14 protein-coding genes and 2 pseudogenes are annotated in these 16,278 nt (G+C 69.5%); 10 read left to right on the top strand and 6 right to left on the bottom strand.

What is annotated here, in order from left to right; translation table 11 throughout:
• Positions 1–108: 108 nt before the first annotated feature.
• Positions 109–1,137 (bottom strand): LLM class F420-dependent oxidoreductase, encoded by a 1,029-nt coding sequence (locus tag StrepF001_RS37115; protein ID WP_129802573.1) that lies wholly within the window; start codon positions 1,135–1,137, stop codon positions 109–111.
• A 289-nt stretch (positions 1,138–1,426) separates the two neighbouring features.
• On the opposite strand from StrepF001_RS37115, the gene StrepF001_RS37110 reads away from it, so the two are divergent.
• From StrepF001_RS37110 to StrepF001_RS48685, 5 genes and pseudogenes are all read left to right on the top strand, one after another.
• Positions 1,427–2,344, top strand: a complete 918-nt coding sequence (locus StrepF001_RS37110) for an MBL fold metallo-hydrolase (RefSeq protein ID WP_129802572.1) — start codon at positions 1,427–1,429, stop codon at positions 2,342–2,344.
• 1 nt (position 2,345) lies between these two features.
• Positions 2,346–3,641: an amidohydrolase family protein gene (locus StrepF001_RS37105; protein WP_129802571.1), complete on the top strand. Its 1,296-nt coding sequence runs from the start codon at positions 2,346–2,348 to the stop codon at positions 3,639–3,641.
• A 2-nt stretch (positions 3,642–3,643) separates the two neighbouring features.
• On the top strand, positions 3,644–4,489 hold the full coding sequence (locus tag StrepF001_RS37100) for an isocitrate lyase/PEP mutase family protein (RefSeq protein ID WP_165396486.1): 846 nt from the start codon (positions 3,644–3,646) through the stop codon (positions 4,487–4,489).
• A gap of 11 nt (positions 4,490–4,500) precedes the next feature.
• Positions 4,501–5,109 (top strand): TetR/AcrR family transcriptional regulator, encoded by a 609-nt coding sequence (locus tag StrepF001_RS37095; RefSeq protein ID WP_129802569.1) that lies wholly within the window; start codon positions 4,501–4,503, stop codon positions 5,107–5,109.
• Between the two features lie 56 nt (positions 5,110–5,165).
• Positions 5,166–5,445, top strand: a pseudogene (locus tag StrepF001_RS48685) (helix-turn-helix transcriptional regulator); the annotation flags it as partial.
• Positions 5,446–5,632: 187 nt separating this feature from the next.
• Here StrepF001_RS48685 and StrepF001_RS37080 read toward each other — a convergent pair.
• Positions 5,633–6,874, bottom strand: a complete 1,242-nt coding sequence (locus tag StrepF001_RS37080; protein WP_129802568.1) for an MFS transporter — start codon at positions 6,872–6,874, stop codon at positions 5,633–5,635.
• Positions 6,875–7,030: 156 nt separating this feature from the next.
• Positions 7,031–7,126: pseudogene (locus StrepF001_RS48680) on the bottom strand (transcriptional regulator); the annotation flags it as partial.
• Positions 7,127–7,342: 216 nt separating this feature from the next.
• On the opposite strand from StrepF001_RS48680, the gene StrepF001_RS37070 reads away from it, so the two are divergent.
• From StrepF001_RS37070 to StrepF001_RS37055, 4 genes are all read left to right on the top strand, one after another.
• The gene (locus StrepF001_RS37070; RefSeq protein WP_129802567.1) at positions 7,343–7,987 is read left to right on the top strand and encodes a (2Fe-2S)-binding protein; all 645 of its coding nucleotides are present in this window, start codon (positions 7,343–7,345) and stop codon (positions 7,985–7,987) included.
• Between the two features lie 6 nt (positions 7,988–7,993).
• Positions 7,994–8,974 carry a xanthine dehydrogenase family protein subunit M gene (locus StrepF001_RS37065; RefSeq protein ID WP_129802566.1) on the top strand — a complete coding sequence of 327 codons (981 nt, stop codon included), beginning with the start codon at positions 7,994–7,996 and terminating at the stop codon, positions 8,972–8,974.
• Complete coding sequence (locus tag StrepF001_RS37060; protein ID WP_129802565.1) at positions 8,971–11,166, top strand: xanthine dehydrogenase family protein molybdopterin-binding subunit; 2,196 nt, start codon at positions 8,971–8,973, stop codon at positions 11,164–11,166. Before StrepF001_RS37065 ends, StrepF001_RS37060 begins: the two co-directional genes overlap by 4 nt.
• 175 nt (positions 11,167–11,341) lie before the next feature.
• The gene (locus StrepF001_RS37055; protein WP_129802564.1) at positions 11,342–12,520 is read left to right on the top strand and encodes an XdhC/CoxI family protein; all 1,179 of its coding nucleotides are present in this window, start codon (positions 11,342–11,344) and stop codon (positions 12,518–12,520) included.
• 637 nt (positions 12,521–13,157) lie between these two features.
• On the opposite strand, the gene StrepF001_RS37045 is transcribed toward StrepF001_RS37055, so the two are convergent.
• From StrepF001_RS37045 to StrepF001_RS37035, 3 genes are all read right to left on the bottom strand, one after another.
• The gene (locus tag StrepF001_RS37045) at positions 13,158–14,147 is read right to left on the bottom strand and encodes an IS701 family transposase (protein ID WP_129802563.1); all 990 of its coding nucleotides are present in this window, start codon (positions 14,145–14,147) and stop codon (positions 13,158–13,160) included.
• A gap of 71 nt (positions 14,148–14,218) precedes the next feature.
• The gene (locus StrepF001_RS37040) at positions 14,219–14,716 is read right to left on the bottom strand and encodes a transposase (RefSeq protein ID WP_165396485.1); all 498 of its coding nucleotides are present in this window, start codon (positions 14,714–14,716) and stop codon (positions 14,219–14,221) included.
• Positions 14,717–14,788: 72 nt separating this feature from the next.
• A complete protein-coding gene (locus StrepF001_RS37035) occupies positions 14,789–15,544 on the bottom strand; it encodes an SDR family oxidoreductase (protein WP_129802561.1) in 756 nt (251 codons plus the stop codon).
• 128 nt (positions 15,545–15,672) lie between these two features.
• Here StrepF001_RS37035 and StrepF001_RS37030 point away from each other — a divergent pair, with 128 nt between their 5' ends.
• Positions 15,673–16,107 (top strand): Rrf2 family transcriptional regulator, encoded by a 435-nt coding sequence (locus StrepF001_RS37030; RefSeq protein WP_129802560.1) that lies wholly within the window; start codon positions 15,673–15,675, stop codon positions 16,105–16,107.
• Positions 16,108–16,278 lie beyond the last annotated feature (171 nt).

The raw sequence follows: 16,278 nt of genomic DNA, 5'->3' as shown, positions 1-16,278 counted from the left end.
AGCCGTTTCCGGGGTCGAGGACGACGTCAGACGGTGTTCGGTGGACACCACGATCTGGCTGTCGCGGGGTCCGCCGACCGACTGCTCGACAAGCTGAGGATCAGCCCGTCAGAGCCAGCTCTTGACCTTCTCGACGAGGCGGGCGGGGTCAGGGTCGACCACCCGAACGTTCAACTGGGTGACACCGGCGGCGCGGAACGCCTCGATGCGCTCGCGTACGTAACCCTCGGGGCCGCACAGCGACACGAGTTCGGTCAGCTCGTCGGGAACAGCCGCCTCTGCCTCCCTCTTCTTCCCGGACAGGTAGAGCTCCTGGATCTTCTCGGCGGCTTCCTCGTAACCATAGGCGCGGGCCAGGTCGTTGTAGAAGTTCTTGCCTTTGGCGCCCATGCCGCCGAGGTAGAGGGCGATCATGGGGCGGGCCAGGTCGCGGGCGGCTGCCGCGTTCTCGCCGACGGCGAGGAGGTTGCCCGCCACGATCTGGAGGTTCCCGCGTTCCGCGGGCCGGCATGCCAGCCCTTCGGCGAGCGCGCTACCCCAGACCTGCCCGGCCTTCTCGGGGATGAACAGATGAGGCAGCCAGCCGTCGGCGATCTCCGCGGCCATACGGACGTTGGCCGGGCCGAGCGCCGCGATGTGGATCGGTATCTCGCTGCGCACCGGGTGGTTGAGGAACTTCAGCGGCTTGCCGAGCTTGCCGCCCTTCTCCGGCGGCAGTGGCATGTCGACGATGCCATGGTGGTCGATCACCTCGCGTCGCCAGATCCGGCGGCACAGTTCGACGGTCTCGCGGGTGCGGCCGAGCGGCTTGTCGTACGGCCGGCCATGCCAGCCCTCGACGACCTGCGGGCCGGACGCACCGAGTCCGAGCAGGGCACGGCCGTCGGACAACGCGTCGAGTCCGGCGGCGGTCTGGGCGATCAGCGCGGGCGTGCGGGAGTAGACGTTGATGATGTAGGAGCCGACTTTCACGCGCTCGGTGCGGGCAGCGAGATAGCCCATGGTGGTCGGGGAGTCGAAACCGTAGGCCTCGGCCACCCAGACGGCGTCGAGTCCCGCCTTCTCCAGCCGCACGATCTCCTCGACGGCCTTGCGGGGGTTGTTCGCGGCGTACTCAAGGGTGGTGGCGAGTTCCATGGGTTCCTCTCCGTGTCCGGTTCCGGTAGGCCGGCGTACGCACGGCGGCAGTTGAACCGGCGGCTGATCACCGCTCCTGCCGGTTTGGAGCGAGACTGACAGCCGGGTAGAAAAAAATCAATCAGGAACGCTTTTTTACTTCGGCATCCTGTGGCGGCGCGGGCGGGGCTGGCCGGTCCACCTCTTGATCGCCCTGTCACCAGCATTGACTTACGTACACACTCTGTTCGAAACTCGCCTTGGAGCGGCACAGGCAGCTTCGACACGTACGAGCAGAGGTGAGAGATCCATGGCAATGGAGCGATGGGACATCGGTGACGTCACCGTCACGAAGGTCGAGGAGGTCGCCCACTGGCAGCCCCTGGAATGGCTGGACGACGCTTTGCCGGGGTCCTCCCGGGCCGAGGTCGAGGCGATCGACTGGCTGCGGCCGACCTACGTCAAGGACGGCATGATCAACATGAGCGTCCACGCACTGCTGATCCAGACACTGGAGAAAAAGCTGGTGGTGGACACGGGCATCGGCAACGGCAAGAAGCGCGCCATGGAGATGTTCCACATGCTCGACACCGACTTCCTGGAGCGGTTCGAGAAGGTGTGGGCACCGGCCGAGGTCGACGGCGTCGTGTGCACGCATCTGCATGTCGACCATGTCGGTTGGAACACGCGCCTGGTCGACGGTGCATGGGTGCCGACCTTCCCCAACGCCGAGCACTTCTTCGTCAAGCAGGAGTACGACCACTGGAAGGCGTACGCCGAGACCCGCAGTGGCGACGAGGCCGGGGACGGGTACACCGACTGGGCGCATGACATGGTCGACGGCGTCGCCGTCTTCGAGGACTCCGTCAAGCCCGTCGTCGACGCGGGCCTGGTCACCTACGTCGATGCGGGCGACTACATCACTCCGGAGGTGTCGCTGATCGCCACCCATGGCCACACGCCCGGTCACGTCGCGGTGCTCATCGAGTCACGCGGCGAGAGTGCGGTGATCACCGGCGACCTGATGCACGCCCCCTGCCAGGTGGGCCGCCCGGACTGGTCGGCCAGCCTGGACACCGACGACAAGGCGTCGGCCGTGACGCGGCGGGCCTTCCTCGAACGCTTCGCCGACACCGGCACGCTCGTGATCGGCACGCACTTCGGCACGCCGAGCGCGGGCCAGGTCCGGCGCCTCGGCGACTCCTTCCGCATCGTTCCGGAGCAGTGAGATGTCCACTCCCACGTACTACACCGGCCTGCGGCTGATCTCCGGCGACGGAAGCGCGCCCGTGGACGACGCGGTGATCGCCGTACGCGACGGCATCGTCGAGTCCGTCGGTACGGCCCGGACCACCCCGGTTCCGGCCGGCGCACGCCAGGTCGATCTCACCGGCAAGACGGTCATGCCCACGATCGTCAACCCGCACGGCCACATCGGCTACCTCAAGGACGGCGACACCCACCCACGCAACTTCTCGCGGGCGAACGTCCTCGACCACCTGCGCCGGCTCACCTACTACGGCGTCAGTGTGTTCCAGTCCCTCGGTACCGACCGCGACGGCGTGGAACTCGCCGTCCGCGACGCGCAGCGGTCCGGCGAGCTGTCCGACCCCGCACTGGCGCTGCTGTTCAGCGCCGGCGCCGGCCTCGTCGCACCGACATCGGATGCGGAGAACGCCGGACCGTTCTTCGCCACGGACGTGCTGCACGAAGTCACCACCCCCGAGCAGGCCCGCCGGGCCGTACGGGAGGTCGCCGCCACGAAGCCTGACGTGATCAAGTTCTGGATCGACGACCGGTGGGGACAGAAGGCGAAGTTCGGCCCCGACATCGCCGCCGCCATCATCCACGAGGCACACGCGCACGGCCTGCGGGCCATCGCGCACATCTTCGAACTCGACGACGCGAAGGCCGTGCTGCGCGCGGGCGCGGACGGCATCGCCCACATGGTGCGCGAACCCGGCCCCGACCTCGAGCTCATTGAGCTGCTCCTCGAACACGACGCGTTCGTGTTCACCTCGATGAGTATCCAGACCGGCTTCTTCGGCGACATGGCCTGGCTGGACGACCCCGCGCTGGCCGAGAGCGTGCCGGCTGCCGACCGGGCCGCCGTTCGCTCCCAGATGGCGGCGTTCGCCGCGTCGGTGGACACCGACTGGGAGAAGGCGTACGCGGTCCTGGAGAGCGGCCTGCGCGAGCTGGTAGACAGCGGCGTCCGGGTGCTGCTCTCGGCGGACACCGGAGTCGGCGCGCAGTTCCCCGGCTTCGCCGAGCACCGGGAGCTGGAGGCGATGGTCCGGGCGGGCATGCCGCCGCTGGAGGCCATTCGCGCCGCGACCCTGCTGCCCGCCGAGATGCTCGGGCTGCCCGACCGGGGCAGCATCGCACCCGGCAAGCGGGCGGATCTGCTCGTCCTCGACGCCGATCCCCTCCAGGACATCGCCCACACCCGCCGGATCGCCCAAGTGATCATCGGCGGCACCCCCATCGACCGCAGGGCCCTGCGCGCTGCCTGGGAAGGATGACCATGACCACGCTCAGGGAAGCGCTCGGAAGGAACCAGCCGCTGATCATCCCGTCGATCTACGACGGCATGTCGGCCCTGCTGGTGCGAGAAGCCGGGTTCCAGGCCGCCTACATCGGCAGCTACGCCACCGGCGCCACGAAGTACGGGCTGCCCGACATCGGCTACATCGGTCTGGAGGACATGGCCGACCAGGTCCGCCGCCTGGCGCCGGTCGCGGGTGTACCGATCGTCGTCGATGGCGAGGGAGGCTGGGGCAACCCGCTGCATGTCGCCCGAGCCGTGCAGGTACTCGAACGGGCCGGGGCCGCCGCAGTGCACATCGAGGACCACGACTTCGGCAAGCACCTGACGATGCGGCCGAGGGTGCTCCCGGTCGACCAGGCCGTCGAGAAGATCAAGGCCGCGCTCGACGCCCGTACGTCGGACGACTTCATGGTCATCGCCCGTACCGACGCGGCAGGCGTCGAGGGCCCGGCCGCCGCGGTCGACCGGGCGCTGGCCTACCAGGATGCAGGCGCCGACGGGCTGTTCGTCGCCAGCCCCCAGCCGCTGGACGACGCCTCCTACCGGCGGCTCCGATCGGAAGCGCGGGTCCCGGTCTTCGCGATCGACCTGCCCGGGCAGTCGGCCGCCGACCACGCGCGCCAGGGCGCGGACGCCGTCATCTACTTCGCCCTTGCGCACGTGGCCGCCAAGGCCGGCATGGAGGCCGCGTACAAGGTGCTCGCCAAGGAGGCGTCTGCCGTCTCACTGGAGGCGAACTTCGGTTCCCTCTGGGACTTCGACGACTTCCTCGGCATCGCACAGGCACGCGAGGCAGCCATGCGCCATGCGCTGATCGAGTAGCCTTGACGTCCGTGACTTCCCCCACCAGACGACGGATAGGCAGGCCGGAGAGTCCCGAGCTGCGGGGGAACGTCCTGCGCGCCGCGATCGACGCCTACGCCGAGAAGGGCTGGAGCGGCTTCAATTTCGACGTCGTCGCCACCCGCGCCGGGGTGGGCCGTCCGGCCCTCTACCGGCGCTGGGCCGACCGCACGGCCCTCCTCGTCGACGCCTTCAAGGAACTGACCCCCAGCCTCGTCGACGAGGACCTCGGCTCACTGCGACAGGAGCTCGTCCGGCTGGGCGTCGACTACGCCACGATGATGCGCGGCTCCCGCGGTCTCGCCGGTACGCGACTCATGGCCGACGCCCACTTCCACCCCGACCTCTTCGCCCGGGTGAGCGCCGAGGTCAGCGAGCGGCGCGAGGACCTGGTACAGCGCTCGGTCGAGCGGGCGCGGGCCCGCGGAGAGATCGCGGACGACTGCACCCGCGACATCACGCTGCTGCTGTTCGGAGCGTTGTGGGAGCGCAGCGCACTGGCGGCCACCGGGCGCGCGATGCATGCGGAACGGCCGGATGTCGAGCACCTGGTCGACGTGGTCCTGCGCGGTCTCGGGCAGGGGCCCGACGTCGTGTGAATGCTTGCACTACGTCGTACCGGAAGGCGTGACAAGGCCCTCCTCAGAGCAAGGCAATGGCGTTCCTCACGAAACGCCGCTCGGAGCTGAGCCCGCGCACGGTCGGACTGCCGGAGACGGGCGGTCGTCGCCGGGTCGCCGGGCTGCACCGTGAGGAGGTCGCCCAGCTCGCTCGATCAGTGCCGACCCCTGCACCCGGCTGGAGCAGGGCCACATTCAGGCGTCCGCTCCCGTGTTGGACACCTCGCCCGCGTGCTCCACCTGGACGACCTCACCGTCACCCCGGCCATCGTGCAGGGCCGGCGTGCGACGTCCTGGCCGGCTTCTTCATCTGCCGGAACTGCGGGGTCGTCGCCCACGCGGACCGGAACGCTTTCCCACAACATCGCCCAACGCGGCGCCGTGGTGTGGAGTGCGGGGCGTGAGTCACGCGTCCCTGCCACCCCATAGGGGTGTCTGGACGGAGGAGTCCACCCAGCAGCCAGCCGGGCACTACCTCCAAGCCCGGTCCTTCAGGACCGGGTCAAGCTGACCCAAGGTCCCGAGTGGTGGACTCGACCGGCTTGTCCGCGGCGGTTCCAGGCGGTGGGGATGCCTCCGAGTGGGTGGCACGCATCAGCGCGAGTGCGATCAGAGGTATCAGGCTGAGTGCGGCGACCACCGTGCCGACCAGCGGGGGCCCGGTCTGTTGCAGTGAGGAGGCCAGGGCGATGCCCGCCGCCCAGGAGCCGACGGCGATCCCCACGTTGGTCGCCGAGCCGCTCAGGGCGATGGCGAGGGTGGGCGCGGATTCGGCGAAGCGGACGACCAGCGCGCCGAATACCGGAGTGGGGGCGAAGCCGGTGACCCCCATGAGCATCACCAGGACGACCGTCGCCACGGGGTTCGTGGACAAGGGCACCAGCAAGAGCAGGACCAGCGTGATCGTGGCGGCGGCCGTGATGATCGTGGCAAGCGGTCTGCGGTCTCCCGTGCGCCCGCCGATCGTGGTGCCCAGCAGAGCGCCCACGCCATAACCGGTCAGGACCATGGGCACGGCCCCGGCGGGGATGCCGGCCCGTTCGGTGAGCAGGGGAGAGACGTAGGAGTAGGCCGCCAGGGAACCTCCCATGAAGAGCACGATCGTGCTCAGCATGAGCCAGAGCCGGCCCTGGCGCAGCGCGGCGAACTCCGCCCGGACGGAGGGTACTTCGGACCGCTCGTCATCGGGGATGAACCGGCCGATGACCGCGGCGGCGCCGGCTGACAGTGCGGCCAGCACCCAGAACGGCCCTCGCCAGTCCGACGCCTGACCCAGCCACGAGCCCAGGGGCACGCCGGCGACGCTGGCCACGTTCATGCCCCCCATCAGCACGCCCATGGCGCGTGACGTTGCGGCAGGTCCTGCCGCGGTCGCCGCCACGACCGTGCCGACGCACCAGAAGGCACTGGTGGCCAACCCGGTCGCCACGCGGGCCGCCAGCACGATCGCGAAGGACGAGCTGAGCGCGGCGACCGCGTGGCCGAGGGAGAAGACGACGAGCGCGAGAACCAGTGTGGACCGCCGCGGCAGGCGCAGTGTCGCGATCGCCATCGCCGGGCCGCCGACGATCATGCTTGCCGCGAACACCGTGATCAGCAGGCCCGCCTGGGACACGCTGACGTCGAGGTCGTCTGCGATTTCGGGCAGCAGGCCCGCGATGACGAATTCGGAAAACGTTCCCGCGGCCAGCACCAGGACGACGAAGGGCAACCTGAGGGATCGGTTGTCGGTCAGGGGTGACATGCGGTGGCTCTCGTTTCAGGGCAACATGCGGCTGCCGCGGTGGGGATGCCGCACAGCCTCGTATCGCGCATGTGTTCCGTAAGGGGGAGTGATTTCACCCCGGGCCCTTTTCCAGGCACGTCTACCGGTCGGGGCCCACGCCGGTGACGGCTGGCGACTTCTTCGCGCCCCTGGGACTCGGCGTCGACAGCTGGAGGGCAGCTCAGCCTGCTCCGGGGTGATCTTGGCGCGGCGGCCGGCGAGGAAGGGGATCTCCGGGCGGTGGAGGCACGCATGACGGTACTCGTGAGCCTGCCGAGGAGGGGGGTTGAGTTTATACCCCCCATAAACACGACCTTCTCCACGCACGACCGAGCCGGTTTCCTGAGGTCCGCAACTCGATCACGTCCCGTACCGCAGGACTTCTCGCTTGAGCTGCCGCACAGCCCTTGTGCGCGGCCGAACCGTCCGTGATGTGAAGGCGTACGTATGTCCTCTGAACTCCCCGAGTCTTCCGTTCCTCCCCCCACCGGAGCCGACGAACCCGCCTCGGCGCCCACCCGGCGCACCTTCATCGCCACCACCGCGGTCGGTGGTGCCGTCGTCGCGGGCGGGGTGATCGGAGGCACCCTGCTCCTCGATGACGACGTGGCCGCCGCCGAGGCCCCGCCGGAGAGCCGTGTCTCCCTGACGGTCAACGGCACCCGGCGCACGGTGACGGTGGACAACCGCACCTCGCTGCTTGACCTGCTGCGCGAGCACTTCGGCCTGACCGGCTCCAAGAAGGGCTGCAACGCCGGGGCTTGCGGGGCGTGCACGGTCCTGGTCGACGGGCGTCGGGTGAACTCCTGTCTGACGCTGGCGGTGCGCCTGGAGGGTGCCGAGGTCACCACGATCGAGGGCCTGGCCGAGGGCGACGAACTGCACCCGCTGCAGAAGGCGTTCATCGAACAGGACGCCTTCCAGTGCGGCTACTGCACCCCCGGACAGATCATGTCCGGGGTCGGCTGCATCAAGGAGGGCCACACCGACTCGCCGGAGGAGATCCGGGAGTGGATGAGCGGCAACATCTGCCGCTGCGGCTGTTACGTGAAGATCGTGCGGGCGGTCGAGCAGACCGCCGGCCGGAAGTGAGGACCGATGCATCCCTTCTCCTTCACGAAGGCCGCGACCACCCGTGAGGCTCTCAACTCCGGTCGCCGAGGCGGACGTTACATCGCCGGCGGCACCACCCTCGTCGACCTGATGCGCGAGACCGTCGAGCGGCCCGAGACCCTCGTCGACATCAGCGACCTGCCGCTGCGTGAGGTCCGCGTCACCGAGCGCGGGGGCCTGCGGATCGGCGCGCTGGTGAGCATGTCCGAGACCGCCGCCCACCCCAAGGTGCGCTCCCTGTTCCCCGTCATCTCCGAGGCGCTGGAGCTGAGCGCGTCGGCGCAGTTGCGGAACATGGCGACCATCGGCGGCAACATCATGCAGCGCACCCGTTGCACCTACTTCCGTGACGTGACCGCCGACTGCAACAAGCGCGAGCCCGGCTCGGGCTGCGCCGCCCGTGAGGGCTTCAACCGCATGCACGCGATTCTGGGCACCTCCGACGCGTGTGTGGCCACGCACCCCTCCGACGTGGCCGTGGCCTTCGCGGCGCTGGAGGCGACCGTGCAGCTGCTGGGCCCGGACGGGGAGCGTAGGGTGCCTTTCGCCGACTTCCTCCTCAAGCCCGGCAGCACCCCGAACCGCGAACAGGCCATCCGCCAGGGCGAGTTGATCACCGCGGTCGACATCCCGGCCTTGCCGCGTCCGCTGGAGTCCGGCTACCTGAAGGTGCGCGACCGGCAGTCCTACGAGTTCGCCCTGACCTCGGCGGCCGTCGCCCTGCACATCAGGGGTGGGGTGATCCGGGAGGCGAAGGTAGCCGCCGGGGGAGTGGGCACCGTGCCGTGGAAGCTGCCCGCCGTCGAACAGCACGTCATCGGTGAGCGACCCTCGGACGCCCTGTGGAAAGCCGCCGCCGAGAAGGCGGTGCAGGGCGCCCGCCCGCTGTCGGGCAACCGGTTCAAGGTCGATTTGCTGAAGCGGACCGTCGAGCGTCAGCTGCGCATCGTAGGAGGTACCAGGTGAGCCCCCAGCCGCAGGCAGCCGTGGGTGCGCCGCTGTCCCGCGTGGACGGACGGCTGAAGGTCACGGGCGAGGCGCAGTACGCCGCCGAGTTCGACGTCGACGGAGTGGTGCACGCGGTCATCGTCGACGCGAGCATCGGGCGCGGCCGTATCGCCGGAGTCGACACCCGTGATGCCGAAGCCCACCCGGGCGTCCTGCGGGTGATCCATCACCGCAACGCGCCCAAACTGCCGTACCGCGACAACCCCGGGTCGAACAACCTGCCCGGCCGCCGGCTGCGGGTCTTCCAGGACGACAAGGTCCTCTTCCACGGTCAGCCGGTCGCCGTCGTCGTCGCCACCACGCTGGAGGCCGCGCAGCACGGCGCCAGCCTGGTGAAGGTCGACTACGACGCCGAGCAACCCTCCACCGACCTGGCCGAGGCCGAGGCGGGAGAGCCGACCAAGTACGCGCGCGGTGACGCCGAGGCCGGTCTGCGCGAGTCGGCGGTGCGGATGGACCTGACGTACCGCATGGCGCGCAACCACCACAACCCGATGGAGACGCACGCCACCATCGCCCGCTGGGACGGCGGCAAGCTGACCGTGTGGGACAAGACGCAGTGGGTGGTGGGCACCCAGACGGAACTCTCCACGGTGTTCGACGTGCCCCTGAAGTCCGTGCGGGTCATCAACCCGTTCGTCGGCGGTGCCTTCGGCAGCGGACTGCGCTGCTGGCCCCACACGGTCGTCGCCGCGCTGGCCGCCCGTGAGATGAAACGCCCCGTCAAGGTGGTCCTGACCCGCAGGCAGATGTACTTCGGCACCGGCTTCCGGCCCTCGTACGAGTACCGGCTGCGCCTGGGCAGTGACCAGCGGGGCCGCCTGAGGGCCACGGTCCACGAGATGGACGCGGAGACCTCGTCGTACGAGACGTTCGAAGAGGGCGTCATGCTCGCCGGCCAGATGTTCTACAGCACGCCCAACGTCAGCCAGGCGTACCGGAAGGTGCCCCTGGATGTGAACAGCCCGATCTGGATGCGCGGCCCAGGCTTCGCCAACGCGTCCTTCGCCATCGAGTCGGCCATGGACGAACTCGCCCACCGGCTCCGTATCGACCCGATCGAGCTGCGCCTGCGCAACGAGCCGGCCGAGGACGAGTCGAACGGGCTGCCCTGGTCCACCCGTCGGCTGCGCGAGTGCTACACCGTGGGCGCCCGCGAGTTCGGCTGGGACCGGCGCAATCCGAAGCCGCGCTCACGGCGTGACGGCGACTGGCTGATCGGTCTGGGCATGGCAGGGGCCGTGTACGACCCCAACAACATGGCGGCCAAGGCCCGCGCCCGCCTGAACGCGGACGGCACCGCGGTGATCGAGGCCGCCTCCAGCGACATGGGCCCGGGCACCTACACCTCCCAGGCCCAGGTCGCCGCCGACGCGCTCGGGCTCGCCATGCGCGCGGTCGACTTCCGGCTCGGCGACTCCCTGTATCCGCAGACCCCGCCGCACGGCGGCTCCATGACCATGATGTGCGTCGGCTCCGCCACCCTCGACGCCTGCGACAAGATTCGCCGGCAGGCGATCAAACTGGCCGTCGAGGACGAGGAATCACCGCTGTACGGCGCCAAGGCCGAGGACATCGTCGTGCGCAGCGGGCGTCTGCACGTGCAGGGCACCCCGGCCCGCGGCGAGACCTATCAGCGGCTGCTGACCCGCAACAACCTCAGCCGCCTCGAAGCCGACGGCTCGTGGGCCGGGCCGTCGGATCCCGAGCGGCACTCGTACTACTCCTACGGCGCGGTCTTCACCGAGGTCGGGGTGGACGCGACGCTGGGTCTGGTGCGGGTGCGACGGATGCTCGGTGTGTACGACTGCGGCCGCATCGTCAGCCCCAAGCTCGCCGACAGCCAGGCGCTGGGCGGCATGGTCGGCGGCATCGGCCAGGCGCTCCTTGAGCACACGGTCACCGACCACCGCGACGGCCGGATCGTCAACGCCGACCTCGCCGGCTACCTGGTCCCGGTCAACGCCGACATCCCCGAGATCAAGGCGATCTACCTGGAGGGCGAGGACATGCAGGCCGACCCGCTCGGCGTCAAGGGGATCGGAGAGATCGTCCAGGTCGGGGTGGCGTCCGCCATCGCCAACGCGGTCTTCAACGCCACCGGCCGACGCGTCCGCGAACTGCCCATCACCGCCGAGGCGTTGCTCTGAACCGGACTGCCCCGGGCCACTGAGGAGCGGCCCCGTCGCCCGGGGCACCCCATGCTCGTCCGGCAGTCCATCCCCCCGTTCGGCTGCCGGACCTCCCCCGGGCCGCCGCCGCGCACCGTGCTCCCCGCGGGCGCGGCGGCGGCCCGCCCCACCCCTTGGCACGAAGGACCTGTCCATGCTGAACATCGCGGACACACTGCACCGTTGGTGCCGCGAGGCACGCCCCTTCGCCCTGGCCACCGTCGTCGACGTGCGCGGCAGCGCACCCCTGCCGGTCGGCACCTCGGTCGCGGTCGATGTGGAGGGCAACACGGTCGGCAGCATCTCCGGCGGCTGCGTCGAAGGCGCCGTGTACGAGCTGTGCAGACAGGTGCTGAGCGACGGAGGCGCCCCGCAGCGTGCCTGGTTCGGCTACTCCGACGACGACGCCTTCGCCGTCGGACTGACCTGCGGCGGGGAGCTCGAGGTCTTCGTCCAGCGCGTCGACTGGTCCGACGGCCCGCACCTCGCGGCGGCCCTGACCGAGGTCGTGGAGGGCCGGCCCGCAGCCGTGGCACAGGTCGTCGAAGGCCCCGAGCGCTTCCTCGGCGCCACCCTGAGCGTCCTCGCCGACGGCAGCATGACCTACGGCACCCTCGACGATGGGCCGACCGACCGGCTCGTGGCGGACGAGGCCCGTGCCCTGCTGCGGGCGGGCCGCACTGCCCGCCGCACGGTCGGCGGGAACGGGGACGGCTGCCCCGAACCGCTGACCGTCCTCGTCCACGTCCACGCGTCCCGCCCGCGCATGCTGATCTTCGGCGCGATCGACTTCGCCGCCGCCCTCAGCCGGGCCGGGGCCTTTCTCGGCTACCGGGTCACCGTCTGCGACGCGCGACCGGTCTTCGCCACCGAGGCCCGGTTCCCGTACGCGGACGAGGTCGTCGTGGACTGGCCCCACCGCTACCTGGAACGCACCGAGGTGGACGCCCGTACGGCCATCTGCGTCCTCACCCACGACGCCAAGTTCGACATCCCCTTGCTACGCCGCGCCCTCGACCTGCCCGTCGCCTACATCGGCGCGATGGGCTCCCGCCGTACCCACCACGAACGCCTGCGCCTCCTGCGCGAGGTGGGCGTCACCGAGGAGCAACTGGCCCTGCTGCACTCCCCGACCGGCCTCGACCTCGGCGCCCGCACGCCCGAGGAGACGGCCATCTCCATCACCGCGGAGATCATCGCCGCCGCCAACCAAGCCACCGGTCTGCCTCTGTCCCAGGGCACAGGGCCAATCCATCGACCGCTGGTCCAGAACCGGGACGGAGATCGGGCCAGCCTCGCCGAGGTGGCGGCACGCGCCGGCGTCGGTGGGTGAGGTCAGCGCGTCGCTCTGGACACAGGGGGCCGAAGCCTTCCTCGAGGAGGGACCTATGTGCTCATCGACACCTACGCACGGGTGGCCACCCACGTGCGGGTCTCGCTGACTGACCGGTGCAACCTGCGCTGTACGTACTGCATGCCAGAGGTGGCCTTATCGGCATCACGGTCACGTCTCTCGGCTCAGGGAGATTCGTGAGAGCGGATCGCCACGAACCTGGCGTCGGCCCGGCTGCACGGCTCCGGCCGCCGATGGATCCGCCGGGAACGGCGTACGGCGGGACAGCCAGATCCCGGGGACGTTGCAGTACGGAGCCTGGACCCGAAAGCCGTAAGGCGGAGGACGGAAGGTTCAGTACCGTTGCGGGCCGCACTGGTGCAAGCAGGTGCGGCCCGCAACGGCACGTCGGGGACGGGCATGCGCGGGTGTCCCGCGGGCTGCGCGAACCGCGCGGGCGGTCCAGCAACCTTTCTGCGTGCCCGTGCCCACGTCGTGCCCGTAAGGGCTCGTAACCGGATCGGCATGACCGCGCGCCAACTAATAGGACTCCGTTAGGTCTGTCTTGATCTTGGTGTCGTGGGAGTCCTGCTGGGCAGGGGCTGTTGGCAGGTGGTGCAGATGCCGGTCCAGCACCTCAGGACGTCCTGGAGGGTGTCGAGGACTTGGTAGAGGGTGAGACCGGTGCGGGGGCTTTTGGGGCGAGACGCTGTTCGGTGAGGAAGGCGTGGGCGGCGGTCACGAGGGTGACGTGGTGGTGCCAGCCGGGCCAGGAACGGCCTTCGAAGTGGTCCAGACCCAGGCCGTGCTTGAGTTCGCGGTAGTCGTGTTCGATGCGCCGGCGGACCCTTGGCCAGACGGACCAGGTCGGCGATCGGGGTGTCGGCCGGCAGCCGACAGGCCCGTTGCGGTCCGGGGCCACGGGCTTCGCGTCGAACGGATGGGCGGTGACATCCGCCCGCACGGCGAGTATGTCGGCGAGTTGACGATCGGCCAGTTCGGTCCGCAAGTGCGCGTTGGTGCCGTAGGCGGCATCGGCCACCACGACCGGCGGCCTCATGCCCCAGCCGGCCAGCGTGTCGAGCATGTCCAGGGCCAGACGCCACTTCTCGCGGTGCGTGACCTCGGGCGGGACGCGGGTGACGGTCCGGCGGCCGGTGTCCGACGCCCACTCCGTGGGCAGGAACAGGCGCCACTGCAGCGGGCAGGAGGCGGTATCGCTCGCGGCGTGGACGCTGACCGCGACCTGGCAGTTGGCTCGCTTGCCCAACGCCCCGCAGTACTGCGGCGCCACCCCGACCGACATCCGGCCGTCCTTGGGCACCGACACATCGTCGATCACCCAGGCCGTCGGGTCGATCAGCGGCAGCATCCGCTCACAGATGCGCCGCTGCACCGGCACCGGATCCCAGGTCGACTGGTTCACGAACTGCTGCAGGTTCTGCTCGTTGCCGTCCGGCAGCCGCGAGGCCATGGCCTGGATGGACTTGCGGCGGCCGTCCAGCATCAGTCCCCGCAGGTAGCAGTCGCCCTTGGCCCGCTGGTCCTTCCGCGGCACCGAGGCGAACACATCCGCCACGTACAACGCCAACGTCGCCCGGACCCGGTTCACTTCATGTGCGTCCACCCAACCCAACATGCTCCCGAACAGGCCCGACCGGAAGACCTAACGGAGTCCTATTAGAGCTCGTAACGCGATCAAGATCGGGTCTTCTTGAGGCGTGTCCAGCAGATGAGGCTGCAAGCCAACGAGACGAAGGCGTCCTGGAGTTCGATACGTCGTTCCAAGCGGACCGCGAGGCGTTTGAACTGGTGGAGCAGGGTGAAGGTCTGCTCGACGACGTAGCGGAGCTTGCCCAGGCCCCTGATGCTCGGGGCGCCCTTGCGGGAGATCACCGCCTGGATGCAGCGGCGTCGCAGCTCACCCAGCACAGCCTTCGAGTCGTACGCCTTGTCGCCCAGGAGGCACTCCGGCCGCCGCCAGGGCCGGCCGGGTCGTCCGGCGACGGGCGGGATGCCGTCGACGAGGTCGAGGGATTGGGTGATGTCGTTGACGCTGGCGGCAGTCGTGATGACGTGCAGCGTGGTGCCCTTGCCGTCGCAGATCAGCTGGTGCTTGCTGCCCGTCTTCCGCCGGTCGACCGGCGACGGGCCGGTCGCGGCTCCCCCTCTTTCGCGCGCGTGGGAGCCGTCCACGCACGCGCGGGTCGTCGGCGGTGCGCGCCCCGAAGGCGCGATGTCCTTCGGGGCGCGCGGCAGGGTTCCGGTTCAGGCGTTGTAGCCACCGTGGGCGTCCAGCACCGCGCCCGTGACGTACGACGCGGCGGGGCTCGCCAGAAAGGCGATCGCCGCGGCGATTTCTTCGGGGTGACCCACGCGTTGCAGGGACAGCGAACTGACCAGGGCCTTGAGGGTCTCGGGGCCCGGCCCTTCCATGCCGCCCTCCATCAGTCCGGCCTCCACGACGTTGGCCGTGATGTCCCGGGGCCCGAGGTCCCGTGCGACCCCCATGGTGTACCTCTCGATCCCTGACTTGGTCGCCGAGTAGTCGGCAAGGCCCGGGGCACCGACCCGGGAGCCCAGTCCGGAACTCACTGTGATGATGCGGCCGCCCGCGCGCAGCACTCGGGAGGCGGCCCGGATGACGGCGATCACGCCGAGGTAGTTGGTGGCGTGCATCCGGTCCAGTGCGGCGGTGTCGGCGTCCGGGTCGTCCACCGTGCGGCCCTGCTCCACCGAGATCGCCGCGTTATTGACGAGGATGTCCAGGCCGCCGAAGTGCGCGACCACGTCGTCGATCAGCGCCGGCGCCCGACTCATGTCCGCCTGGTCGGACTTGAAGGCGACGGCCTTCGCTCCCTTGCCGCGCACCTCGTCGACGACAGCCTGCGCCTGCTTCTCGGAGCTGACATAGGTGAAGGCGACGTCGGCGCCCTGCTCGGCCAGCAGTCGTACGGTCGCGGCTCCCAGTCCGCGCGACCCCCCGGTGACCAGGGCGACCTTGCCCGTGAGTGGCTTGCTCATTCTTCTCACCTCGCTGATTGACCCTTCCCGATAGTCGCAACGCTAATTGTTACGACAGCTTGTTGCAACCTTCGTTGTTACGACTGCGCTGTCGTAACATAGAGCGTTGCGACCGAGAGGAGGGGTTCATGAGCGCCAACAGCAGATTGACCATTGCCGCCCACGCGCTGGCATGGATCGGTCTCTACCAGCGCCAGGGCCATGAGGTCGCCACCTCCGAGCAGATCGCGACCAGCGCGAACACCAACCCCGTGGTGATCAGGCGGCTGCTCGGCGAACTGCGCAGGGCCGGGCTCGTGGAGTCCCGGCGGGGCGTGGGCGCGGGCTGGTCACTGGCGCGTGAGCTGGGGTCGATGACCCTGCTCGACGTGTACGAGGCAGTGGAACCCGGCCCGCTGTTCGCGATGCACCGCACCACCCCGGACCAAGGATGCGTGGTGGGTTACGGCATCCAGCCGGCCATGCAGCGCATCTACGAGGGCATCGAGCAGACCCTGAGACACGAGCTGGCCCGCGTCACGCTCGAAGACGTACTCCGGGACGTCCTCGCGGCACCTCGCTAGCCTCCCCGTTACGCCCTGACATCACCAAGATCCCCATCTGCCCAGGCCGGCGAATAGCCTGGCAACCAGTCACGCCAAAGACCGTTGCAGTATTAATACTCCAGTTGCAGTTCGCTATCGTTGCTGGTCAGGAGCCTGTTTCTGAGTGTAGCGAGCTGACTGGCCGTCATG

The organism is Streptomyces sp. F001, assembly GCF_004187715.1.
Taxonomy (GTDB): domain Bacteria; phylum Actinomycetota; class Actinomycetes; order Streptomycetales; family Streptomycetaceae; genus Streptomyces; species Streptomyces flavusporus.
The sequence above is the reverse complement of the archived record's forward strand: the minus strand, read 5'-3'. Positions and strand labels throughout refer to the sequence as shown.